A 23912-nucleotide genomic window follows, 5' to 3' on the forward strand; every position below is an offset into this window, starting at 1 on the left:
ATGTTGCAGCAGTTCCTGCAGCGCGCATGGGTGCGTCTGGTCGAACATGTCGATGGGCCTCTACTGCTGGTCACCGGTTTGATCATGGCCATCGGCCTGTCCACTGTTTACAGTGCCACCTACGACGCCAACAACCGCGCGCTGGCGCAGAGCCTGAACATGGCGGTCGGGCTCTGTGCGATGTGGGTGGTGGCACAGTTCCCGCCGCAGAAATTGATGCGCTTCGGTGTTCCGCTCTACATTCTCGGCGTGATTCTGCTGGTCCTTGTCTTTCTCTTCGGGGTCAAGGTCAACGGGGCTCGGCGGTGGTTGTCGCTGGGGTTTACGCGTATTCAGCCGTCCGAGGTGCTGAAAATTGCCGTGCCGCTGATGCTGGCCTGGTACTTCCACAAACACGAAGCGATGCTCAGATTCCGCCACTATGCTGTCGCCTGTCTGCTGTTGCTCGTGCCTTTCGTGCTGATCGCCAAGCAACCTGATCTCGGAACGGCCATTCTCGTCGGTGCCGCCGGCTTTTACGTCATATTTTTTGCCGGCCTACCATGGCAGGTGATTGCTGGATTGGGTGCTGCAGCTGCGGCGGCGGCGCCCTTTGCGTGGACCATGCTGCATGATTATCAGCGCAAGCGCATCCTGACCTTGATCGATCCCAGCAGCGATCCGCTTGGGGCGGGCTATCACATTATCCAGTCGACCATCGCCATCGGATCTGGTGGCAGCTTTGGCAAGGGCTGGCTGGAGGGCACGCAGACGCACCTCGAATTCATTCCGGAACGCCACACCGACTTCATCTTTGCCGTGTTTTCCGAAGAGCGCGGGCTGCTGGGCAACACCATCCTGGTGTTGCTCTACCTGCTGTTGATCGCACGCGGGCTGATGATCGCCGCCAATGCGTCCACGCTCTTCGCGCGGATCATGGCCGGGTCGGTGACCCTGAGTCTATTTACCTACGTCTTCGTCAACATGGGCATGGTCAGCGGGATTCTGCCGGTAGTCGGGGTGCCGTTGCCGTTCATGAGCTACGGCGGGACGGCGCTGGTGACGCTGTCGATCGGGATCGGCATCCTGATGAGCATCCAGACCCACCGCATGCTGGTCAGGAAATGAAGACTCGGAAGCCGGGGCTGGTCGGTCGGTCGCCCAATCCAGTTGCTTGGTGGCCATTGGTGCTGTCACTATCATTCCTCGCGGCCTGCGGAGGGCAACAGACGCGGCCCCCCGAGACGGCGGGATCTTCGCTGGAGCCGGCAAGAGCGGCCGCGAAAGCGCCACGGAAGTCGAATGTGGTGCAGAAGCGGGGCGGGGCATACTACAAGGACGATGGCCCGGGCGACGAGATCCCGGACAATCTCGACGACGTTCCCGACGCGCAACCGCGACTCGAGCCACTGCATCGCTTTGCCAACCGACCATACGTCGTTCTCGGCAAGGCCTATGAGCCGCATGCCAGCCTCAGGCCGCACCAGGAGCGCGGCATTGCGAGTTGGTATGGCAAGAAGTTTCATGGTCAGAAGACGTCGATCGGCGAGCCCTACGACATGTTCGCGATGACCGCCGCCCACCCGACCCTGGCGATTCCCTCCTACGTCCGGGTGACCAACGTCAGCAACGGAAAGTCGGTGGTCGTTCGCGTCACCGATCGCGGTCCCTTCCACGCTGATCGTGTTATCGACCTTTCTTACCTGGCCGCTTACCGGCTCGGCTATGTGGACAACGGCAGTACCCTGGTCAACGTCGAGTCGATCCTGCCGGAGGGTGCAACGACGATGACCTACGCGCAAGTAATGCCCGTGGCGCGTCCGCAGCGACCTGTCGGCGGTTCGGTCGAGCGCGACGAGATTGAGCTGCTGGCGGCAAAGTTGAGCCTCGACAAGCCACCCGTTTCATCGATGGCCACGGGCGGGCCGTCGCCGGCACTTTCATCGGCTGCCGCCAGCGCCTCTTCGGCGAGCATGCGCAGCGTGTTCCTGCAACTTGGCGCTTTTGCCAGCGCTGAAAACGCCGAGAGTTTGCGCTCACATCTGCTTCGGGAACTCGACTGGCTGAGCGAGGGCGTCCAGATCAATGCCGGTGGCGGCATGCACCGAGTCCACCTGGGGCCCTATGCCAGCCGTGCCGATGCCGAAAGGGTCGCCGAGAGGATTCGCCTGGCCTTGGGCTACAAGCCAACCTTTGTGGCGCGTTGATCAGGCGTTGGTCGACTCCGACACCTCGTCGTCAAGCGGGCGAAACACGCCCTGGACAATCTTCTTGCCTTTTTCGAGATGGATCACCTGGCCGGTGATCTCGACGGGGATCAGCTTGCCGTCACAAGCGAGTACCTCTTTACAGACGGCCTCGCTACCCTCGGTCCTGGCCAGCGATTTGCAGAGGTCACGCACTTCGAGTGCGTCGCGGCTGGCATACAACTCGCTTTGCAGGATGCCGAGAAGTTCTTCCAGGCGTCGTCCGAAGAGTCTTTCTGCCTGGGGATTGGCATCGAGGATATGCCCCGTTCTGGCGTCGGAGATCAGGATGGCATCACGCGCACCATCGAACAAGGCGCGTCGCAGGCTGTTCGCGTCGCGCAGTTCGGCTTCCTTCGAAAGCAACTGGTGCTGTAGCAGGGCGACGCTGACCAGATTGGCGACAGCATGCGAGAACAGCCGCTGTACGGAAGTCCAGGGCGAGTGGGGCCCGACCCGCTCGATGCAGAGCACTCCCTGCAATTCGCCATCGGCATGAATCGGCGAATTGATGAGCGCGCTGATACCATTCATCAGCAGGTGATCGTTGGTGAATTCCTGCGTGGATGGATGTTTCATTGCATCGTCGGCGACAATCGGCTCGCCCGTTTCGAGGGCCCGGAAGTACTCCGGATAGCGTGCCGCTTGTAGCGTAGCGCCGCGGCTATGTCGGTTGCGCGACAACTCGTAGAGGTCGATGCACTCCAGATTTTTCCGCCCGGCGGACAACCCCCACAGACTGACGCGCTCAATGTTGAGGATCTGACTCGTTGTGGCGGTGATCTGACGCAAGCTCTCGTCCAGGCGGTTGCTGGCGAATCCACGCCTTGACAGTTGCGCAAATGCGCTCTGCAGGTCAAGCGAACTCGATAAGGGTCGAAACGGTGGCAACATGGGAAGGACGCTTTGCCCACTGGCAGGTGGGCCGGGGTGCCAAAAAGTTGCCCTATGGTACGTGTTCGGCTCTCCGCTGGGCTGTGTGGTAAGTCACGAAGCGGTCGATTCCCGGTGCCGGGTGGTCACAAAACGCCCACAGGCCGGGCACAGGTGGCTTGCTATAATTCACCCTTTGCGCAAAATTCTGCCATGCTCAAGCTTCGATCCCTGCTACTTGTTCTGCTCTGCCTGCCGGTTCTGTCCGTCGCCCAACAACTGCCCACCCCACCCACACTGGCCGCCAAGTCATGGTTGCTGGTCGAAGCCGCTTCGGGCCAGGATCTGGCGGCCCAGGCGCCCGAACAACGCCTTGAACCGGCCTCCCTGACCAAGTTGATGACCGCCTATCTGAGCTTCGCGGCAATCCGGCAGGGTACGATCAAACTGGATCAGACCGTGCCGGTCTCCCAGAAGGCATGGAAGACCGGCGGCTCGCGGATGTTCATCCAGGTCGGTACGCAGGTCAAGGTCGAGGATCTGCTGAAAGGCATGATTGTCCAGTCAGGCAATGACGCCTGCGTCGCGCTGGCCGAAGCCATTGCCGGAGACGAGGAAAACTTCGCGCAGATGATGAATCGGGAGGCGCAGCGGTTGGGCATGCAGGGATCGAGCTTCCGCAATGCCAGCGGCTTGCCCGACCCGCAGCACTACACGACGGCGAGAGACCTTGCGATACTGGCTGGCGCCCTGATTCGTGATTTTCCCGAGGAGTATGCCAAATACTACTCGATGAAGGAATTCCGGTATAACAACATTACCCAGCCGAATCGCAACCGCTTGTTGTACATCGATCCAACCGTCGATGGTCTGAAGACTGGTCACACCGAGGCGGCAGGTTACTGCCTGGTGTCGTCGGCGAAGCGCGGTTCGCGCCGCCTGCTGTCGGTGGTACTCGGCGCGGCATCGGACAATGCACGCGCTCAGGAATCGCTCAAACTGCTCAACTATGGTTTTCAGTTCTACGACGCGGTGCAGCTCTATGCGAAGAACGAGGCAGTGTCCAGCCTCAAGGTCTGGAAGGGCAAGGAAAGCGCGGTCAAGATCGGGTTTTCGAACGCACTCGTGATTGCCGTGCCCAAGGGTTTTGGCCCGAAGATACGAACGGAACTCGTCTCGCAGCAGCCGTTGATCGCTCCGGTGACGCTGGGGCAGGTGCTTGCCACCCTGAAAGTGAGCATCGATGACAAGCCGTACGGCGAATACCCGGTGCTGGCACTGGAAGCGGTGCCGGCGGCAGGGATTGTTGGCCGGATGGTCGATACTGTCCGCTTGTGGTTCAACTAGGCAGATGCAGGCTTGGCTGATTGACTATCGGGAGGCAAACAACGGTGGTGGCGATGGCAGAAGAGAGCGATAGCCTGTTTGAATTCCCTTGTGCATTCCCGATCAAGGTCATGGGACTGGCTGCCGACACCTTGTCCAGGACGGTAATCGATGTGGTGCGCCGGCACGCACCAGACTTCAATGCGGCGACGATGGTCATCCGTTCCTCGTCGGCAGGCAAGTACCTGAGCCTTACGTGTACCATCAATGCCACCAGCAGAGCGCAACTGGACGCGCTCTACCGGGAACTCAGCAGCCACCCACTCGTCAAGTTCGTATTGTGAAGTGGGCTGAGCAAGGGCCTGCCGGTGACAGGGATAGCCCGGACTGTGCGAGTGTTCTGCTTTCCGCGCCGGGGCAGGTGCCTGTGTTCGTTCGCCGCCTCGGCAGGCGCGACTATTCCCAGACCTGGCAAGCGATGCGCGACTTCACTGCCACGCGTACCGAGGGCACGCTCGACGAGTTCTGGTGTTGCGAGCACGCGCCGGTGTTTACTCTCGGTCAGGCCGGCAAGCCCGAGCACCTGCTGTCCGACCTCGGCATACCGCTGGTGAAGAGCGATCGGGGTGGGCAGATCACCTACCATGGACCAGGCCAGGTGGTGGTCTACCTGCTCCTCGACCTGACCCGGAGGAAGCTCAAAGTGCGTGAACTGGTTGTCGCCATCGAGCAGGCGGTCATCGATCTGCTGGCCGAGCATGGGGTGGCAGCCGAGCGACATGCCGGCGCACCCGGTGTCTATGTGGGCGCAGCCAAGGTTGCGGCGCTTGGCCTGCGGGTCCGCAAGGGCTGCTGTTACCATGGCGTCAGCTTGAACGTCGACATGGATCTGGCGCCTTTTGCCGCTATCAACCCCTGCGGCTATGCCGGCATGCCAGTGACACAGACTAGCGACCTCGGCATTTCACTGACCCCCGCGCGAGCGGCGACGGCACTGGCCGCGCATCTCGGCGCACAACTGGAGCGCAAGCCATGAGCAGTCAGAGTGAGGAGCCATCCCGGACGACCGCGACGGGCAAGATCGCCGGGGTGAAGGAAAAGGGTGAATTGAAGACCGCACGTATTCCGATCAAGATCGTCCCGCAGACCCCGCAGCGCAAGCCCGACTGGATCCGCGTGAAAGCCGGCAACGATGCCGGTCGCTTCGGTGAGATCAAGAAGTTGTTGCGTGAACAGCAGCTGCACACGGTCTGCGAAGAAGCGGCCTGCCCCAATATCGGCGAATGCTTCGGGCGCGGTACCGCGACCTTCATGATCCTCGGCGACATCTGCACGCGCCGCTGTCCGTTTTGCGACGTCGGGCATGGCAAGCCGTTGCCACCGGATGTCCACGAACCGGCGCATCTTGCCGACAGTGTTGCCCGACTCAAGCTCCGCTACGTGGTGATCACCAGCGTCGACCGCGACGATCTGCGCGATGGCGGCGCGCAACATTTTGTCGAGGTCATTGCCGCGGTACGCCGGTGCTCGCCCGGCACGATCATCGAGACGCTGGTTCCAGACTTCCGGGGCCGCATGGTGATCGCCCTCGATCTGCTGGGGCAGTCGCTGCCGGACATTCTCAATCACAACCTGGAGACGGTGCCACGCCTTTACCGGCAGGCACGCCCCGGCGCCGACTACGCTCATTCGCTGGCTTTCATGAAGGCTTTCAAGGCACGTTACCCGCAGGTTCCCACCAAGTCTGGGCTGATGGTCGGTCTCGGTGAAACCGATGACGAGATCCTCGAAGTGCTGCGTGACCTGCGTGCAAATGATGTCGAAATGCTCACCATTGGTCAGTACCTCGCACCGTCCGGCCATCATCTGCCGGTGGCCCGTTACGTTCACCCGGAGATCTTCAGGATGTACGAGCAACAGGCCCTGGCCATGGGTTTCACTGGCGCGGCCTGTGGGCCGATGGTGCGCTCGAGCTACTGGGCGGATGTGCAGGCGCATAGTGCCGGCGTTGCCTGATCGGTGGTTTGGCCAACCATCCTCAGTTGTAGCGGATGAAGCGTCCCGGATAGTGGGCCGTGGCCCAGGCGAGAAAAAGATACTTGACGGTCTTGCCGATGGCCACCGCGACCAGGATGCCCGGTGTCGACACGTTGGCGAAGGCACAAAAGAGGAGTGCCGGGGTTTGCGGTATCGGCGAGCCGGCGATGATCAGCAGGGCCAGCAGGCCCCAGTGTTGCAGCCATGCGCTGGCGGTCTGCCAGGCCTGGGTCTGCAGCAACTCGGGGTAGCGCGAGAAAACGAACTCCGAGCCGAGGTACTGGAAGATTTCGACCAGTGCGGCGGCACCGCAGCCACTGGCGATGCCGCACAGCAGACCGAGCGACCGCCAACGTCTGGGGGAGAGCAGAACCGCCGGGATCAGGACGGCGACGAAGGGGAAGGTGAAGGTCATCGTCGACCAGAAGGCGATCGCCGTCACGACGAGCGAGTAATAGCGGTGGGCGACACAGCGTATCAGCAGGCGTCGCAAGCAATCGGGAAGAACATGAGTTTTCATTGTCGAGACAACTTGAGCGGACACCTTTGGTTTGTCGTGTGGCGATGGCTGCGCACAATGGCGCTGCAGCGTGATCGTCGCGCAGCTTGTGTGTCGGACAGCGCGCACGATATGCTTACGGAGTCGACTCTTGACCCTTGCCACCCGTCTCCGTGGAGTTTTCTTGCCATGCGCCAGTTCGCTCAAATAACCCGAATTGTAAGCGTACTCCTCATCAGTGCGCAGGTCCCGATGCTGGTGCGGGGCGAAGTGTCGAACAATGCGCTCGCTTCCTGATGTCCATCCGGCAGGATCAAGCGATTTGCCGGGAGGGCATGCGGAAACTTCCCGGCAAGCGTAGCGTGCACTACCTCTCTCTCTTGTGGCCGCCATGAGGAGCCATACCCTGTGAAACTTGTTTTTCTGGTGCTGGCTTCATTACTCTCGGGTTTCGCCTTCGGCGAACGCGCTCCTGCTCTCGGGGCCTTGGGAGAATGGCCCGACACGCCGCCAATCATTTCCGGCAAAGCCAGCTTTTACGGTGCCGCGTTTGCCGGTCGAAGGACAGCCTCTGGCGACAGCTTTCATCATCAGACGATCTCGGGGGCCAGCAATCGCTTTCCCCTGGGCACCCTGGTCGCGGTTCGCCGGGTGTTGTCCGCCCGGTGCGTGGTGGTCATGATCAATGACCGGATGGGGCACCGCAGTCGGGTCATCGACCTGTCGCGTGAGGCGGCTGTACGCTTGGGAATGATCGACGCGGGGGTGACCGAGGTGGAAGTCGTCCCGCTGCCGAAATCGCTGATCTATCACGAACATGCGTGCACGCTGGCGTTCCAGCCTCCGGTGCACCTGCACGCTGCCGAGGGGTCGGGGTTGGCCAGCCCGGTGAAGAAGTGAAGTTCCCGGTGCCAAGAATGCTGACGGTCAATGGCGCCTGTTCAAGGCATCGCCTGCGCCATCCGGGGAAATCGAGTGGCAGGCAAGCAACGCCACCGGGGAGAGCCGGCGCGCATGCTGTGCGTGTCGCATGTTGAGTGGCTGCACGAAAGGGGGAGACGAAGATGGACGAGTTGCGGGAAGGAGAACTACCCAGGGCCAAGAAATGGGTTGCGCTGTCCGGTGTGGTTGCCGGCGATACGGCGATCTGTTCGGTCGGGCGTGCGGGCAACGATCTGTACTACCGTGGGTACGATGTGACGGCTCTGGCCGAGGATGCCACCTTCGAGGAGGTGGCGTACCTGCTGCTTTACGGGCGCTTGCCGAGTCCGACGCAGCTCAATCAGTACAAGAAGAAACTCAAGACCTTGCGTGGTTTGCCGGTGATGCTCAGACCGATGCTCGAGAACCTGCCCGCCTCCGCTCATCCCATGGACGTCCTGCGCAGCGGCTGCTCGGCTCTCGGCACGATTCTTCCCGAAGCGCAGGACCATAACCCTGGTGCCGCGCGCGAGATTGCGGATCGGCTGATCGCCAGCTTCGGGTCGATGTTGCTCTACTGGTATCACTGGTCGCACAACGGCCGGCGCATCGAAACCGAGACCGATGACGACTCGATCGCCGCACACTTCCTGCACCTCCTGCGGGGCAAGGCCCCGTCGGCACTGCAGGCCAGTTGTCTCGACAAGTCGCTGGTTCTCTATGCCGAGCATGAGTTCAATGCCTCGACTTTTGCGGCACGCACGATCACCGGGACGGGCGCCGATCTCTATGCGGCGATCAGTGGCGCCATCGGTGCGCTGAGTGGCCGTCGACACGGTGGAGCCAACGAGGTGGCTTTCGAGATCCAGAGCCGATACAACGACGCCGACCACGCCGAACTGGACATTCGCCGCCGCCTCGAAAACAGGGAGATCATCATCGGTTTCGGGCATCCGCTGTACACCCTCTCCGACCCGCGTAACAAGGTGATCCGCGCTGTGGCTCAACAACTATGCACCGATGGCGATAATCTGGTGCTGTTCGAGATCGCCAGCCGCATCGAGGCCGTGATGTGGGAGCAGAAACGCATGTTTCCCAACGTCGATTGGTTCTCGGGCGTCGCCTATCACATGCTGGCCGTGCCGACACCGATGTTTACCCCATTGTTTGTCATAGCGCGTACCAGCGGTTGGGCAGCACATGTCATCGAGCAGCGCATTGATGGAAAGATCATCCGCCCCTCGGCAAATTATGTCGGACCGGATCCGCAGGCGTTTGTCGCGCTCGCGCAACGAACGTGAATTGCTAGCGATACACTGGCTCGCGTGTTGAAGACGCCGGTTCAATTCCCCATTCAACGCGGCGGAGCACGAAGAGAGACCCTATGAGCACACGAATTCCAGCCACTCGTCCCGACCCCGACCAGGTCCTGGTCGATATCGCCGACTATGTCCTCGACTTCAAGGTCACGTCGCGAGGGGCCTTCGAGACCGCGCGCTACTGTCTGATCGACGCCCTGGGTTGCGGGCTCGAAGCGCTCGGTTATCCGGCATGCAGCAAGCTGCTCGGGCCGATCGTTCCCGGCACGGTGGTGCCTGAGGGCGCCAGAGTGCCAGGGACCGATTTTCAACTCGACCCGGTGCAGGCCGCTTTCAACATCGGCACGCTGATTCGCTGGCTGGATTTCAACGATACCTGGCTGGCGGCCGAATGGGGTCATCCGTCCGACAACCTTGGCGGCATTCTCGCCACTGCCGACTGGTTGTCGCGCACCCGTATGGCTCACGGTCAGGCACCACTGGAGATGCGCCGGGTTCTCGAAGCGATGATCAAGGCCTACGAGATCCAGGGTGTCCTGGCGCTCGAAAACAGTTTCAATCGTGTCGGGCTGGACCATGTCGTGCTGGTCAAGGTCGCCACCGCTGCCGTTTGCACCTGGCTGATGGGCGGTGGTCGCCAGGAGATCATCAACGCCGTGTCACAGGCGTTCGTCGATGGACAACCCTTGCGCACCTATCGACACGCCCCGAACACCGGTTCGCGCAAGTCCTGGGCGGCTGGCGACGCCACCGCCCGGGGCGTGCTGCTGGCGCTGTTTTCACTCAAGGGTGAGATGGGCTATCCCACGGTGCTGAGCGCATGCACCTGGGGCTTCTACGATGTGCTCTTCAAGGGGCAGGCGTTCCGCCTGTCGCGGCCCTATGGCAGCTACGTGATGGAGAATGTGCTGTTCAAGATCAGCTTTCCGGCCGAGTTCCACGCCCAGACGGCCGTCGAGTGTGCGGTGAAACTGCACCCGCAGGTCGTCGGACGGCTCGACGAGATCGCCCGAATAGTCATTCGCACCCACGAATCAGCATTGCGGATCATCGACAAGAAGGGTCCGTTGCACAATCCTGCCGACCGCGATCACTGCCTGCAATACATGGTCGCCGTTGGTCTGATCGAAGGTCGGCTGACCTGCGAGGACTACGAGGACAGCGCCGCGGCAGACCCGCGCATCGACGCCTTGCGGGCGCAGATGGAAGTCAGCGAGGAACCCCGTTTCTCGGCCGACTATCTGGACCCGGCCAAACGCTCGATCGCCAACGCCGTACAGGTATTCTTTACCGATGGCAGCCGGACGGCGGAACTGGTCGCGGAATACCCTCTCGGGCACTGTCGTCGACGTGCCGAGGGGATCCCTGTGCTGGTGGAGAAATTCAGGACCAATCTCGCGCGCAGGTTTTCCGCAGCACAGCAGGCTGCCATCGAGCAATCGTCGCGCGATGTGCAGCATCTGGGAACGCTGGCGGTCAACGAATACATCGATCAATATGTCCCTTGATGCAGAATTGCCGGATACGCCGGTTGCGGTGGGATTGCCGGCGCCGCACGGAGCTGTGCTGGCCTTGCCGACCCGGCAGGAGAGGAGGAGATGAAAATGCGCGGGAATCTTGGCGCCATGGCGCTGATCGTGATCGGCGTTCTGGCGCTGGCCATCAATCTGGGGCTCATCGAAGTCGACTTTGCGCAGTTGCTGCGGACCTGGTGGCCGCTGCTGCTGATCCTCCTCGGCATCGGGATGTTTCTGACACCGGGGACCACCGACCGCAGGCCGCGCGACTGATGGCCGCTGATGGTCTGTGGTGATGGCGCATCTGCGCATGCGATCCATTCTGGCTGCGGCGGTGCAACGCCTGCGTGGGCGACGGCAGACGGCGACGCGCCTGGAAGGTTTGACGTGCATCCCGGTAACGGTCGAGTCTGTCGTGAACCTGGAGGGCCCCGGCGAGTTCCGCGCGACTCTGCTCGAACGCATCGCCAACGCCAGAGAGCGGATCCTGATCAGCGCACTTTATCTCCAGGATGATACCGCCGGCAGAGAGGTGCTGGCGGCCATCTACGCCGCCAGTGCCGTCCGGCCAGATCTGCAGATCGCGATCTTCGTCGACTGGCACCGTGCGCAGAGAGGTCTGGTCGGCAAGGCTGCGAGCCCTGGCAATGCCGCGCTCTACGTCGAAATGGCCCGCCGCCTTGGTCCAGGCGTCCCCATCTATGGTGTACCGGTGCAGAGTCGGGAGTGGATGGGGGTGATGCACCTGAAGGGCTTCGTCATCGACGACGCCCTTCTCTATAGCGGTGCCAGTCTCAATGACGTCTATCTGCAACGCTTCGATCGCTACCGCCTCGATCGCTATCACCTGATCGAGAATCGCGCATTGGCCGACAGCATCGCCGGTCTGATGACCCGGATCCTGCAGACGAACACGGCTGTTCGTCGCCTGGATGTCGAGCCGCAGGCGAAAACCGGTTCGCTACGCGGCGCAATCGTCGGGTTGCGTCGGGTACTTGCAAAGAGTCGCTACGCGATCACCGCCGGGCCGGTCGGCAACGGCGAGGTGGGAATCACGCCGTTGCTGGGCTTTGGACATCGTGACAACCAACTCAATGCCGTGATTCTGCAACTGATCAAGCGCACCGAGCGCAGGCTGGTCGTGTTCACGCCATATTTCAACCTGCCCGGCCCCATCCGTCGCGCTCTTGAGGGAAGGCTGAGAAGGCGATGTCGAGTCACGATCATCGTCGGTGACAAGACCGCCAATGACTTTTACATTTCCCCTGAAGATCCTTTCAAGACCATTGGCGCCCTCCCTTACCTCTACGAAAGCAATCTGCGCCGCTTCTGCAAGACTCACCAGGGCGACATCGACGAAGGGCTGCTCGACGTACATCTGTGGAGCCATGAGCGTCACAGTTTTCATCTCAAGGGCTTGTTGTCCGACGACGACTATGCCCTGCTCACCGGCAGCAACCTCAATCCCAGGGCCTGGCGGCTGGACCTCGAAAACGGGCTATTGATCCATGATCCTCAGGGGTGCCTGCACGGCCAGCATCAGGCGGAACTGGGACGAATCCTGGCGCGGACGCGTCGTCTCGATCACCACACCGCCCTCGATGACACAGGCACCTACCCAGTCCCGGTCCAGCGGATTCTCAAGCGCCTCGCACGCACCCGTGCCGATCGCCTGCTGAATCAGGTTCTCTGATTCAGCGGCTGCCTTTCCGCATTCGCAACGCGCTCGCGGCAACACCGGGTGGGTGGATCGACACGAATCTTTCGATTGACGACCGCCGCCGGGATCCGGGATACTCGCGTCGAGGCCGGTAGAAGCATTGAATCAGCTATCCTTTTCCCGTGGCCGTTGGTTGAACAGAAAGGCCTTCGAATGAAAATGACACGTATTGCCAGTTTGCTTGTCTTTGCCGCCGCGTCGGCGTCGGCTCAGGTTTCGGTTTCGGTTGGTGGTCCTGGCGGCGTCAACGTGAATACCGGTGGTGCCGGCGGGGTGAGCGTGGACACCGGTAACATTGGCGGCACCAAGTCCGGCAAGACAGCGACCAGCAGCAAGGGCAACGCGGCCTATGTCGATCCCGGCAAGAGTTCGTCCTCGATCACCCATTCTCCGGGAACCACGGTAAGCACCGGCAAGGATGACGACGATGACGCGAGTGGCATCAGCGTGGTCAATGGCAATGTGAAGATCGACGGAGTGAAGGTGCCGGCGACGGCGACGCGCTGGACCGGCAAGGACGGCACCAAATACCGGATCAAGCGCTCTTCCAAGGGGAACGTCAGCGTCGAAGAAATCGACGACTGAGTACCCGCGGGGGCGGCGCTGCGCCTGCCCTGTTCCCCTGTTCACGTGCGGGTCGCTGGTGCACGTCGACAGGCGCCAGGGCGACCGTCGAATTCCTGGCGAGCGAACCCTCTCAGAAGGTGTGGTTGACACCCGCGATGAAGGTCTGGTTTTGCTCGTCCCGGGCGCCCGTAAGGGGTGCACCCCCATTGGGGCCTGCGGCGATGCTGTTCCTGTCATTGTTGGTCCAGACATAGGTCGCATACAGCGTGGTCCGCTTCGATGTCTGGGTCGTCCAGCCTATCGCGGCAGCGTCCGAGTTGCCGTTGAGCAGGCTCTGGCCGAGGGTGTTCCTGCCCTGGTCCCACATCAACTGGGCATAGCTCAGATGGATGTTGCTTGATGCCATCACCGGGATGACGGCACCCACGGACCAAGTCTGATTATCGAGGTTGGCAGCGTTCTTGTCGTTCTGCCCCTGATAGCTGGCCATCAGTCTGACCACCTGCAGGTCGTAACTGCCGCCAACGTACCATTCGTTGATGTCCTTGCCGTTCGGATTGCTGCGTCCCGGAAGCACCCCATTCAATGCCACCCTTTCATTGACGGGGAAATTGGAAGCCGCATAAACGGCAGCGGGCAGGGTGCTGTTGTTCCCGGCAAGGCTGATGGTCGTCGGTTGCACATCCTGACGAACCTGGTAAAGCAGGTCGGCATTGACCGGACCGCTGGTGAAGTTGAAGCCGATGCCATAGCGGCCGTTGTCCGAGACGCTGGTCAGCTTGTTGTTATAGCTGCCGTCGCCGGCGCTGCGTTCGCCGAACGCGTAGATCGCCTTGCCGGTAAAACCGCCCCAGTTCGGCGACGTATAGGTGATGGCGTTGTTCCAGCGGGCGTTGTTGTTTGGCGTAATGGTGTTACCGGCCTCGGCGGTCAGGAACGACTGCGGCGCGAACGTCGGGCCACGAAAGGCGTCATTGTTGCCTGAGGCGACATAGCCCGGAGCGTACTGGCGGCCGATGGCTACGGTTCCAAACGTCTCGGAGGAGAGACCGACGAACTGCTGGCGAGCGGCAAGGCCATTGCTGCTGGCCCCGAGACCAAAATTGCCGTCTATGTCCAGAGCATACTCCAGGGTGAAGACCGCCTTCAGCCCGTTACCCAGCGCTTCCTGACCCCGGAAGCCGATCCGCGAACCGCCGAGCAGGCCGGACTGAATGCCGCTGAACGTGTTGCTGCCTCTGATGTTGGTTCCGGTTCGGCATGCGTTATATTTTTTATGCTATAGCGTATGCCGTACACACACCGGCAACGGCAATCAAGAAGCGTGCCAAGTGCCTTGATACAAGCCGCTCCGGGGTTTGTGCGGCCCAAGCCGTTGCCGGAACTGGCGTTATGTCGTGATGGCTACAACGATTTGTCGCATTCGTGCCAACTGATTCAGCCGAAAGCAGTCTGGGGTCGAGGTTTGGGGATGGGTTGCGCGAATTCCGCCGTGCCCGTCAATCGATGGCGCCGCTGCCCTTCGTGCTGCGTTGTTGGGGGTTCTCGCCGCGCGCCACAAACACTCTGCGTCGCACTCAAAAGCTATGGCACGCAATTTGCTTGATCACGTGTAGAAAGCAGTTGCCGGGGCCTGGAAGGGCGGAATGCCGTCGGAGGAAACTGCACGGAGCATCGATTTCACCGCGCATCCCTGTTTGATCGGCGTTATGTGCTTTACGCAACAACGTCTGTCGGTCAGGCGACATGACGGGGCGGTAAATGGTCTTTCGGTTGGAGCGGGAAGGAAAGCTATGCATCCATCACTGTCTGCGCAAACGCCTGCTGCTGGTCGGCGTCGGCGCGCGTTCTCGCAAGTCCCGGACGTTCGCTGGTGGCAAGACCTGCCCGCCGCCTGGCGAGACCTCGTGGTCGTTCCGGTCAGCTTCGAGGTTTCGCGGGAGTACGAAATCGCGGCTGACCGTACGCAGGGCCATGACGAAGACAGCGAACCCTGCTATTGCACGTTCCGTTATGTGCTGACGGAGCTGCGATCGGATGAAGACGACGTGTTCTACGAGGAAACCGTGCACGCTGAAACGCTGACCGCGTGGCGCCTGCGCGATGAGCGTTGGCTGATCTACCGGAAGGTCGTTGGCAACTACCCCCTCGGTGCCGCGTACAGCTTCTTCTCGCTGAGCGAGTCGATGCCCCGATAACCGGACAAACCGAAGAAATCCCTGATGACACACCAGCATCATCGCGTTTGCCAGACACGCATTCCCGGACCGGTCGGGGGGCCGGCGCTGCGCACATTGTTCAGGCAGCAAGCGGACGTGAGGGTTGTCCGGCAAGGCGCCAGCCAGTCACGATCCTCCTGTTCACGGTCAGGCGGGAACGCCGACCACGACGTGGCTTGCCTTGAACATCGCGACAACCGGAGTGCCTTCCTGAAGGCCCAGGTCGGCGACGGCGTCATTGGTAATCAAGGACGACAGCGTGCAACCGCCCGGCAGGGCAACCCTGACCTCGCTGATGGCGCCCCCCCTGACGAAGCCGCTGACTTCGCCCTTGATCTGATTGCGGGCACTGAACCGGTACTCGGGTGTACCCGCCAGGAGGGTTATCCATGGTGCCTTGACGACGACCACGGCATCCCTGCCGACCGCAAGCCCGAGAGACCTGACGCTGGCGTCCGTCACCGTGGCGACGATGGTATCGCCACCCGCGGTGCTGATTTCGACCTCGGCATGGATCGGGCCTTCCTTGAGGGCAGTGACCTTGCCCTTGAACACGTTTCGCGCACTGATCGTCATCTTTCATTCTCCTGGGTGAAACCCGCAGCCGTTGATTCGTATGGCAATGGCCAGAGCAGGCCGCACATCGGCTTGCGATCCAGCTTTCTCTTTTTCTCTTCCGATACCGGGTGAAGACCGGATGATCAAGGAAACCGCTGCATCTTTGCAAGCACAGCGACCGACACTTTTCAGACCCGTCATCGAAGGTGACGGGCAGCGGAGGCTTCGAATATGACCTCAACACCACCGAGACTGCTGGGCAAACTGCTGATCGAAACGGCCGTCGGCAGCTTTCTGGGCGACAAACGCATTCGCCTGCTCGAAGCCATCGACCAGCACGGTTCGATCTCCCAGGCGGCCAGGACGGTGCCGTTGTCGTACAAGGCCGCCTGGGAAGCCGTTGACGACATGAACAACCTCGCGCCTGAACCGGTGGTGCTCAGGTCGGCAGGCGGGCGGCATGGCGGCGGTACCGAGTTGACTGCCTTTGGGCGGCGCCTGATCGCTTTCTACCGTGCCCTGGAACAGGAGTCCCAGGGCGCGCTCGATAAATTGACCGGCGACCTCGATCAGAACGGCGTTCTCGATACGGCGGGATTCCGCAAGGTATTGAAGCGGATGTCGCTGCGGACGAGTGCCCGCAATCAGTTTGCGGGGCCCATCGTGGCCATCAAGGAGGGGATTGTCGATTCCGAGGTGAGCATCCGGCTCGATCCGGAACTTGAACTGACGGCGATCGTGACCCGCGAGTCCGCCGAAAACCTTGGTCTCGCTCGCGGGCGCGACGTTCTGGCCTTCGTCAAGGCTTCGTCGATCCTGCTGCTGGTCGAGGAGGAAGGACGTATTTCGGCACGTAACCGGTTTACAGGCATCGTCGTCAATATCCACGAGGGGCCGGTCAACGCCGAAGTGACCCTCAACCTGCCGGGTGGACGGCATGTCATCACCGCGGTAATCACCGAGGAAAGCGTCAAACGCCTCGGTTTGGCCGTTGGGCAGCCGGTAACGGCGGCCTTCAAGGCGTCCAGCGTATTTCTCGTCGCCATTGATTGAGCCCCGGGTTGCGCCCCACTTTCCAGTCACCGTTCTCGTCAAAGGAGCCTGTCATGAAGTCCCCTCAGCCGTTGTTCGTTCTGCTCATCGCTGCCTTCGCAGTTGCGTCCCCGGCTCGGGCCGACGAGGTGTCGCTGGCGGTCGCGGCCAACTTTACGGCGCCGATGCAGAAAATTGCCGTGGAGTTTGAAAAGGAGACCGGTCACAAGGTGCTCGCCTCCTACGGATCGACCGGAAAATTCTACGCACAGATCAAGAATGGTGCCCCTTTCGAGATTCTCCTGGCCGCCGATGACGAGACACCTGCCCGGCTAGTGAAGGAAAACGCTGCCGTCGCCGGTAGCCAGTTTACTTACGCCATCGGCAAACTGGTGCTGTGGTCAGCCAGACCTGGCTTCGTCGACGGCGCAGGTGAAATCCTCAAGAATGGCACGTTTGACCATCTTGCCCTGGCCAACCCGAAGCTTGCGCCTTACGGCGCCGCCGCCGTCGAGGCCATGCAGGCGCTCGGTGTCTATGACCGGCTGCAACCCAGGCTGGTCATCGCCGAGAACATTGCACAAGCCCAGCAGTTCGTCAGCAGTGGCAACGCGTCGCTCGGCTTCCTGGCGTTGTCACAGGTATTGAAGGACGGCAAGATCGAAGGCTCGGCCTGGATGGTACCCGCCAGGCTGTACCAGACGATTCGTCAGGACGCGGTGATTCTTGAACGAGGCAAAGGGAAGCCTGCCGCCGCGGCAATGCTGAAGTATCTGAAGGGAGACAAGGCCCAAGCGGTGATCAAGTCCTGTGGGTATGAGCTGTGATCGTCGGGGCAGGAGTGGATCAAGCCGCGTGCGATCCGACGCTGCCAGCTGCGCGGTGGTGTTTTCCGCCTTCCAGCCTGCCGTCGGCGACTGCGCCGGACCACGTCCTGGAAGCGCTGTTGGCGGAAGATGTGCCTTGCGGTGATCTGACCACCGACGCCCTGCGTATTGGCAACAGGACTGCCCGCATGACCTTCTCGGCGCGCCAGGCGATGGTCGTGTGCGCCAGCGAGGAGGCCGCCCGAATCATCGAGTTGTCGGGTGCGCACGTTCACCTCGAAAGTCCATCGGGCGCTGGAATCGGCCCATCCGACTTGATTCTCAGCGCCGAAGGGCAGGCCGGCAGCCTGCATCGCGCCTGGAAGACTGCCCAGACACTGGTGGAGTGGGCCAGCGGGATTGCCTCGGCGACGGCGGCCATCGTTGCCAATGCGGGGGGGATTCCCGTTGCCTGTACGCGCAAGAACGTTCCGGGAACGAAGGCGCTGTCGGCGAAGGCGGTCAGGTCGGGCGGTGGCCTGATGCATCGGCTTGGGCTGTCCGAAACGCTCCTGGTGTTTCCCGAGCACCGACTGTTTCTCGACGAAGCGCCGGCCCTGACGATCCAGCGTCTACGTCGTACACAGCCGGAGAAGAAAATTGTCGTCGAAGTGGGCGGAATGGACGAGGCGCTAGTCTGGGCGGAAGCGGGTGCGGACGTGCTGCAACTGGAGAAGTTCACGCCCGACGCACTGGCCGCCTGCATCACTGCTCTGGCGCAGCGGGAGCGCCTGGTGCGCCCGCTGATTGCGGCTGCAGGCGGCATTCGTGCCGACAACGCCGCGGCCTATGTCGCCGCCGGCGCAGACCTTCTGGTGACATCGGCACCCTATGCGGCGCCGGCGAAGGACGTACAGGTAAATTTCCGGAGTACGACATGAGACCACCCGCTGAATGTCGGTCCAACCTGATGGCAGAGCTGCTGAACCGACCAGCGACAGCCGCGGCCGCGGCCGATCCTTTGCGCCCCATCCTGTCGAGCCTCCTGGCCGGGCGTTCGCTCAATGAAGGCGTGCTTCCCGCCAACCTGGGGCTTCCTGCGGATGTCTTTCGCAGGCTTTGGGACGATTATTTTCCAGGGGCTGCCCTGCGTCTGCAGGGGGGCGGCGGGGAAGATATCCCGGAACTTGCCGACCTGATCGAACTGCTCCTGGAGTACCGCGGCGGGCAACAGGAATCCGAACTCTGGTTGGCACGGATCGTGGCTTTTGGCTGTGCTGGCCGTGACCATCTCTGGCAGGATCTGGGCCTGGCCAATCGCGCCGAACTGTCGGCGCTGATGGAGATCGCGTTTCCGCCTCTGGCGGCCCTGAATACCCACGACATGAAGTGGAAGAAGTTCATCTACCGCCAGTACTGCGCCAGAGAGGGCATCTACGTCTGTCCGGCACCCTCGTGCGGCGAATGCCTGGACTACAAGGCGTGCTTTGCGCCAGAGGAGTAGCACCTCGATGCTCGAATCCGCCGATCTCGCCGCCATCACCCTGACGATCAGGCTGGCCGGCCTGACTACGCTGCTGTTGCTGATCATTGGGACGCCTGTCGCCTGGTGGCTGGCACGTACCCGCTCACCGTTGAAGAGCGTTGTCGGCGCCGTGGTGACCTTACCCCTGGTCTTGCCGCCCGCCGTTCTCGGCTTCTACCTGCTGGTCTTGCTGGGACCGGAAGGTCCCGTTGGGCGGCTGACCGAGGCCGTCGGACTGGGGCTGTTGCCTTTCACCTTTCCTGGGCTGGTCGTGGCTTCGACCATCTATTCGATGCCGTTCGTGGTACAACCCATCGAGCAGGCCTTCGCCGGCATTGGCGAGCAGCCCCTGGAAGCCGCGGCGACCCTTGGAGCCTCGCCGGTTGACGCCTTCTTTTCCGTTGCGCTGCCGCTGGCGAAGCCGGGTTTCATCACCGCGGCGGTGCTCGGTTTTGCCCATACGGTGGGTGAGTTTGGGGTGGTCCTGATGATTGGCGGCAACATTCCCGGCAAGACGCAGGTCTTGTCGATGGCCATCTACAACCATGTCGAGGCGATGGAGTATGCGCACGCCCATTGGCTTGCGGGCGGCATGTTGTGCTTCTCGTTCCTGGTCCTGCTGGTCCTGTATGCCCGTGGCTGGAACCGGCGGCAATGACCATCGAAGCCCGCTTCGAACTGGCCTTCCCGGGCTTTTCGTTGTGCCTGGATGTCAGGCTGCCCGGGCGCGGCGTCACTGCCCTTTTCGGGCCTTCCGGTTGCGGCAAGACGACGGTCTTGCGTTGCATGGCCGGCCTGACCCGTGCCGCGCGCGGGCGTTTGCTGGTCAACGACCAAATCTGGCAGGACGAAGGCCATTTTCTGCCGACTCACCAGCGCCCTCTGGGCTACGTGTTCCAGGAGGCCAACCTGTTTGCCCACCTGTCGGTGCGGCAAAACCTCGACTACGGTAGAAAGCGGGTGACTAGGGGCGGTCATCAGGCAGCGTTTGATCATATCGTCGAGTTGCTCGGCATTGCGCATCTGCTTGAACGCCGGCCCGCCGGGCTGTCGGGGGGAGAACGTCAGCGGGTGGCCATTGCGCGCGCGTTACTGACCAGTCCGCGACTGTTGCTGATGGACGAGCCGCTGGCGGCTCTCGATGCGGCACGCAAGAGTGAATTTCTGCCCTACCTGGAACGTCTGCATGACGAACTCGAGATTCCCGTCATCTACGTCAGTCACGCATCCGATGAAGTGGCTCGACTCGCCGACCATCTGGTCGTGCTGGATGCGGGCAAGGTCGTCGCCAGCGGCGCATTGGGCGAAATCCTTGCCCGCCTCGACCTGCCGATACGCCTGGGCGAAGATGTCGGTGTCGTCCTCGATGCGGTGGTCGTCGAACGAGACCAGGCATGGCACCTGGCGCGTGTCAGGTTTGCGGGTGGTACGCTCTGGGTCCGGGATTGCGGGCACCACACCGGCCATTCCCTGCGCGTTCGCATCCTGGCCAGGGATGTCAGTATTGCCCTCGACAAGGTCGACGGCACGAGCGTTCTCAATTGCCTGCCCGCCAGTGTTGCTCAGCTTGCCGACGAGATACATCCTGCCCTGGCCCTGGTGCGCCTCGATATCGGCGGCTCGCCGCTGGTCGCGCGTATCACCAGACGTTCGGCAGCCAGGCTCGGACTGGTCCCCGGCATGTCGGTCTGGGCCCAGATCAAGGCCGTTGCCGTGATCGGTTGAGTTACACCGGCCGCGTGCGTCGAAAAAGGGTGGCAAGCGGTCGGTCCTGCTGCTACGCTGTTCAGGAGCGAGTGGTGCGTGCGAGTCGCTACCGTCCAGGGCCTGTCTGGTCTGCCGCGCATCGCGGCACCTGGCTTTGCCCTTCTGGCGCGATGTGGCGGAAGAGCGCCCGTTTTCAAGGCATGCTGCCATTTCCGAGGAGAACCGGAATGCTGGAACTGATGGTTAACGGGCGCACCTACCCGGTCGATGTCGAGCCCGAGATGCCGCTGCTCTGGGTCCTGCGTGACCATCTCGGACTTCCCGGCACAAAATACGGCTGTGGAGTCTCGATCTGTGGCGCGTGCACCGTGCATCTCGACGGGGAAGCGGTGCGTTCCTGCACCTTGCCTGTGTCGGCGGTGCTTGGCAAGCAGATCGTGACCATCGAGGGTCTGTCGATGGCCGGCCTCCATCGCGTCCAGCAGGCCTGGATCGACCATCAGGTTCCGCAGTGTGGCTACTGCCAGACCGGGATGATCATGGCAGCCACAGCCTTGCTCGCGAAGACCGCGCAGCCGACCGACGACGACATCGACAGAACGATGACCAACCTGTGTCGCTGCGGCACCTACTCACGGGTAAGGGCAGCCATGCATGCCCTGGCCGCAGGTTCCAGCGCACCCGACACCGGCAAGACCTGAGGAGTACCGCCATGAGCGTGCTGGTATCCCGTCGCGATTTCCTCAAGGCTTCCGCCATGTTGGGAGGTGGCATGGTCCTTGAGTTCTGTCTGCCCGTCACCTCGACGGCGGCTGGTGGTGCCGCCGCCAGTGAAGTGAACGCCTGGATTGTGATCCATCCTGATGATCGCGTCGTCATTCGCATCGCGCGCTCGGAAATGGGGCAGGGCACCTTTACGGCGCTCGCGCAACTGGTCGCCGAAGAACTCGACTGCGACTGGGCCAGGGTCAGCGCCGAGTTTGCCTCACCCAACGAGCACATCAGGAGAGATCGCGTGTGGGGCTCGATGTCCACCGGCGGCAGCATGGGCGTGCGTTCGTCACAGGACTACGTGCGCCGGGCAGGCGCGAGTGCCCGCGAGATGCTGGTCGCCGCTGCGGCGGCGCGCTGGCAGGTGCCCGTAGCGGAATGCACGGCAGCGGACGGGGTCGTCGCGCACGCGCCCAGCGGCCGGAAGTTGCGGTACGGGCAGCTGGCCGCCGACGCGGCGAGGCTGACGCCACCGAAGGAAGTGACGTTGCGTGATCCCGCTGCCTGGAAGATTGCCGGAAAGTCCGTGCAGCGCCTCGACATCCCGGACAAGGTGCTCGGCAAACCCGTCTTTGGCGTCGATGTGATGCTGCCCGGAATGCTGCACGCGTCGATCGCGCAATGTCCGGTTTTTGGCGGCAAGGTTCTGAGCGTGGACGCCGGCGCCGCCGCGAAGATGCGTGGCGTCAGGAAGATTGTGCGTGAGGAAAGCTTCGTTGCCGTCGTTGCCGACAGTTGGTGGCGTGCCGACGAGGCATTGCGGCGGGTCGCCGTCGAATGGGACCTGGGCGGCAACGGCCATGCCAGCAACGAGACCATTGCAGCCATGTTGCGCGAGGGCCTCGCTGACCGGCAGCTGCCGCAGGCCCGTAAACTGGGAGACGCGCCAGCGGCAATGGCTACTGCGGCGAAGGTGGTCGAGGCGGAGTACCGCTCCCCTTACCTCAACCATGCCACGCTGGAGCCACAGACCTGTACGGCGTGGCTCAAACCCGAGGGCTTTCTGGAGGTGTGGACGTCCACGCAGAACGGTGAGGCGTCCATGGCAGCCGCTGCAGAGGCTGCCGGCTTGCCGCTGGAAAAGGTCGAAGTACACAAGATGATGCTGGGTGGCGGGTTCGGCCGCCGTGGTGGACCCCAGGATTTCGTCAGACAGGGCGTGGCGATTGCCAGGGCGATGCCTGGCATTCCGGTGAAGATGATGTGGTCGCGCGCCGAGGATATGCAGCATGGTTTCTATCGCCCGGCCAGCATGGTGCGCATGCGGGCCGGGCTGGACGCGCAGGGTAATCTCGTCGCCATGCACACCACGATCGCCTGCCCATCGATCCTCAAGGTTCTGATGCCGGGGGTGCTGAGCAAGGACGGCATCGACTTCACGGCCGTACGTTCTTTCACCGACATGCCCTATGCGGTGCCGAACCAGCAGGTCGACTATGCCATGCGCAATGGTCATGTCCCGGTTGGTTTCTGGCGTGCGCCAGGGCAACAGAATGCCTTTTACCGCGAGAGCTTCATCGATGAGTTGGCGACCGCCGTCGGCAGGGATGCGTTGGAGTATCGTCTGGCGATGTTGAAGCCCGGCGACAAGAACCGCCTGGTACTTGATGCAGTGGCCACGGCGGCGGCCTGGGGGAGCCCGCTGCCAGCAGGCGTTCATCGTGGTCTCGCGGTCGCCGACGGTTTCGGCAGCTTTACGGCGATGGTGGCCGAAGTCTCGGTAGGGCCGGGCGGGCAACCCCGGGTGCTGCGCATCGTCGTGGCCATTGACTCTGGCCATGTGGTGAATCCGGATACCTGTCGCGCACAGGCCGAGAGCAACGTCGTCTTTGGCCTCGGCAGCATTCTTTACCAGGAGAACAACGTCAAGGCTGGCCGCATCGTGGAATCAAACTTCCACGACTTTCGGCTGCCGCGGCTTTCCGAGATGCCGCGGGTGGAAACGGTGCTGGTGCCGAGCGGCGGGTTTTGGGGTGGGCATGGCGAACCGGCCATCCTGCCGCTGGCCCCGGCCGTGTGCAACGCGCTGTTCGCCGCGACCGGCCAGCGTATCCGCTCGTTGCCACTCAAGCACCACGACCTGCGCGCTCCGGTCTGAAACCGCGAATGCCCGGCTCGTCAGCCGGACTGGTTTGACCGGAGTGGCGCGCGCGAGCCAAAACCCTTTTCCGTCCAGGGTCGCGCTGCGTTAGAATCCGCGGCGTCGCCAGGCGTTCAGCGTGGCGCTCAGGTGTGGTTTCCATGTTGTTCCATGCCGGCTCGTGATTCGACGCCGGGCTGCCCGGTTGCT

Annotated in this window: 25 protein-coding genes; 21 read left to right on the plus strand and 4 right to left on the minus strand. The window is 62.2% G+C overall.

Annotated features, from left to right (window positions below):
- Together rodA and AC15MQ_RS13865 are read left to right on the plus strand one after the other, a co-directional pair.
- Complete coding sequence (gene rodA / locus AC15MQ_RS13860) at window positions 1-1107, plus strand: rod shape-determining protein RodA (RefSeq protein ID WP_287669867.1); 1107 nt, start codon at window positions 1-3, stop codon at window positions 1105-1107.
- Between the two features lie 176 nt (window positions 1108-1283).
- Window positions 1284-2186 carry a septal ring lytic transglycosylase RlpA family protein gene (locus AC15MQ_RS13865; RefSeq protein ID WP_287669865.1) on the plus strand — a complete coding sequence of 301 codons (903 nt, stop codon included), beginning with the start codon at window positions 1284-1286 and terminating at the stop codon, window positions 2184-2186.
- Here AC15MQ_RS13865 and AC15MQ_RS13870 read toward each other — a convergent pair whose 3' ends face one another.
- Window positions 2187-3017, minus strand: coding sequence for a GAF domain-containing protein (locus tag AC15MQ_RS13870; RefSeq protein ID WP_332336603.1), 831 nt, complete (start codon window positions 3015-3017; stop codon window positions 2187-2189).
- A gap of 294 nt (window positions 3018-3311) precedes the next feature.
- Here AC15MQ_RS13870 and AC15MQ_RS13875 point away from each other — a divergent pair, with 294 nt between their 5' ends.
- From AC15MQ_RS13875 to lipA, 4 genes are all read left to right on the plus strand, one after another.
- Window positions 3312-4445 carry a D-alanyl-D-alanine carboxypeptidase family protein gene (locus AC15MQ_RS13875; protein ID WP_287669862.1) on the plus strand — a complete coding sequence of 378 codons (1134 nt, stop codon included), beginning with the start codon at window positions 3312-3314 and terminating at the stop codon, window positions 4443-4445.
- Between the two features lie 53 nt (window positions 4446-4498).
- Window positions 4499-4768 (plus strand): HP0495 family protein, encoded by a 270-nt coding sequence (locus AC15MQ_RS13880; RefSeq protein WP_483080417.1) that lies wholly within the window; start codon window positions 4499-4501, stop codon window positions 4766-4768.
- Window positions 4769-4845: 77 nt separating this feature from the next.
- Window positions 4846-5460: a lipoyl(octanoyl) transferase LipB gene (gene lipB / locus AC15MQ_RS13885; protein WP_287652711.1), complete on the plus strand. Its 615-nt coding sequence runs from the start codon at window positions 4846-4848 to the stop codon at window positions 5458-5460.
- Window positions 5457-6440 carry a lipoyl synthase gene (gene lipA / locus AC15MQ_RS13890; protein WP_287652712.1) on the plus strand — a complete coding sequence of 328 codons (984 nt, stop codon included), beginning with the start codon at window positions 5457-5459 and terminating at the stop codon, window positions 6438-6440. The genes lipB and lipA overlap by 4 nt, the downstream gene beginning before the upstream one ends.
- 22 nt (window positions 6441-6462) lie before the next feature.
- On the opposite strand, the gene AC15MQ_RS13895 is transcribed toward lipA, so the two are convergent.
- A complete protein-coding gene (locus AC15MQ_RS13895; protein WP_287669858.1) occupies window positions 6463-6981 on the minus strand; it encodes a YqaA family protein in 519 nt (172 codons plus the stop codon).
- A 387-nt stretch (window positions 6982-7368) separates the two neighbouring features.
- On the opposite strand from AC15MQ_RS13895, the gene AC15MQ_RS13900 reads away from it, so the two are divergent.
- The 6 genes from AC15MQ_RS13900 to AC15MQ_RS13925 all read left to right on the plus strand — a co-directional run bounded on the left by AC15MQ_RS13900 (window position 7369) and on the right by AC15MQ_RS13925 (window position 13022).
- On the plus strand, window positions 7369-7860 hold the full coding sequence (locus AC15MQ_RS13900; protein WP_287652714.1) for a septal ring lytic transglycosylase RlpA family protein: 492 nt from the start codon (window positions 7369-7371) through the stop codon (window positions 7858-7860).
- 164 nt (window positions 7861-8024) lie between these two features.
- Window positions 8025-9182 (plus strand): bifunctional 2-methylcitrate synthase/citrate synthase, encoded by a 1158-nt coding sequence (gene prpC, locus AC15MQ_RS13905; protein WP_350496016.1) that lies wholly within the window; start codon window positions 8025-8027, stop codon window positions 9180-9182.
- Between the two features lie 83 nt (window positions 9183-9265).
- On the plus strand, window positions 9266-10708 hold the full coding sequence (locus AC15MQ_RS13910; protein ID WP_350496017.1) for a bifunctional 2-methylcitrate dehydratase/aconitate hydratase: 1443 nt from the start codon (window positions 9266-9268) through the stop codon (window positions 10706-10708).
- 96 nt (window positions 10709-10804) lie between these two features.
- Window positions 10805-10990: a LiaI-LiaF-like domain-containing protein gene (locus AC15MQ_RS13915; RefSeq protein WP_483080418.1), complete on the plus strand. Its 186-nt coding sequence runs from the start codon at window positions 10805-10807 to the stop codon at window positions 10988-10990.
- A 37-nt stretch (window positions 10991-11027) separates the two neighbouring features.
- Window positions 11028-12410 (plus strand): CDP-diacylglycerol--serine O-phosphatidyltransferase, encoded by a 1383-nt coding sequence (gene pssA, locus AC15MQ_RS13920; RefSeq protein WP_483080419.1) that lies wholly within the window; start codon window positions 11028-11030, stop codon window positions 12408-12410.
- A 180-nt stretch (window positions 12411-12590) separates the two neighbouring features.
- Window positions 12591-13022 (plus strand): hypothetical protein, encoded by a 432-nt coding sequence (locus tag AC15MQ_RS13925; protein ID WP_483080420.1) that lies wholly within the window; start codon window positions 12591-12593, stop codon window positions 13020-13022.
- 112 nt (window positions 13023-13134) lie between these two features.
- On the opposite strand, the gene AC15MQ_RS13930 is transcribed toward AC15MQ_RS13925, so the two are convergent.
- Window positions 13135-14247, minus strand: a complete 1113-nt coding sequence (locus tag AC15MQ_RS13930) for a porin (protein WP_483080652.1) — start codon at window positions 14245-14247, stop codon at window positions 13135-13137.
- A 550-nt stretch (window positions 14248-14797) separates the two neighbouring features.
- On the opposite strand from AC15MQ_RS13930, the gene AC15MQ_RS13935 reads away from it, so the two are divergent.
- On the plus strand, window positions 14798-15202 hold the full coding sequence (locus tag AC15MQ_RS13935; protein ID WP_483080421.1) for a hypothetical protein: 405 nt from the start codon (window positions 14798-14800) through the stop codon (window positions 15200-15202).
- A gap of 168 nt (window positions 15203-15370) precedes the next feature.
- Here AC15MQ_RS13935 and AC15MQ_RS13940 read toward each other — a convergent pair whose 3' ends face one another.
- Window positions 15371-15799, minus strand: coding sequence for a TOBE domain-containing protein (locus AC15MQ_RS13940; protein WP_483080422.1), 429 nt, complete (start codon window positions 15797-15799; stop codon window positions 15371-15373).
- A gap of 213 nt (window positions 15800-16012) precedes the next feature.
- On the opposite strand from AC15MQ_RS13940, the gene AC15MQ_RS13945 reads away from it, so the two are divergent.
- From AC15MQ_RS13945 to AC15MQ_RS13980, 8 genes are all read left to right on the plus strand, one after another.
- Window positions 16013-16834 (plus strand): TOBE domain-containing protein, encoded by an 822-nt coding sequence (locus tag AC15MQ_RS13945; RefSeq protein ID WP_483080423.1) that lies wholly within the window; start codon window positions 16013-16015, stop codon window positions 16832-16834.
- Window positions 16835-16887: 53 nt separating this feature from the next.
- The gene (gene modA / locus AC15MQ_RS13950; RefSeq protein ID WP_287669844.1) at window positions 16888-17640 is read left to right on the plus strand and encodes a molybdate ABC transporter substrate-binding protein; all 753 of its coding nucleotides are present in this window, start codon (window positions 16888-16890) and stop codon (window positions 17638-17640) included.
- Window positions 17641-17717: 77 nt separating this feature from the next.
- Complete coding sequence (gene modD / locus AC15MQ_RS13955; RefSeq protein WP_483080653.1) at window positions 17718-18560, plus strand: ModD protein; 843 nt, start codon at window positions 17718-17720, stop codon at window positions 18558-18560.
- Complete coding sequence (locus tag AC15MQ_RS13960) at window positions 18557-19123, plus strand: nitrogen fixation protein NifQ (RefSeq protein WP_483080424.1); 567 nt, start codon at window positions 18557-18559, stop codon at window positions 19121-19123. The genes modD and AC15MQ_RS13960 overlap by 4 nt, the downstream gene beginning before the upstream one ends.
- A 7-nt stretch (window positions 19124-19130) precedes the next feature.
- Window positions 19131-19802 carry a molybdate ABC transporter permease subunit gene (gene modB, locus AC15MQ_RS13965; protein WP_287669840.1) on the plus strand — a complete coding sequence of 224 codons (672 nt, stop codon included), beginning with the start codon at window positions 19131-19133 and terminating at the stop codon, window positions 19800-19802.
- Window positions 19799-20869, plus strand: a complete 1071-nt coding sequence (gene modC, locus AC15MQ_RS13970; protein ID WP_483080425.1) for a molybdenum ABC transporter ATP-binding protein — start codon at window positions 19799-19801, stop codon at window positions 20867-20869. Before modB ends, modC begins: the two co-directional genes overlap by 4 nt.
- Window positions 20870-21078: 209 nt before the next feature.
- Window positions 21079-21552, plus strand: a complete 474-nt coding sequence (locus AC15MQ_RS13975; protein WP_287652729.1) for a (2Fe-2S)-binding protein — start codon at window positions 21079-21081, stop codon at window positions 21550-21552.
- An 11-nt stretch (window positions 21553-21563) separates the two neighbouring features.
- Window positions 21564-23720, plus strand: a complete 2157-nt coding sequence (locus tag AC15MQ_RS13980) for a xanthine dehydrogenase family protein molybdopterin-binding subunit (RefSeq protein WP_483080426.1) — start codon at window positions 21564-21566, stop codon at window positions 23718-23720.
- The last annotated feature ends 192 nt before the right edge of the window (window positions 23721-23912 follow it).

The organism is Candidatus Accumulibacter propinquus (assembly GCF_056856495.1).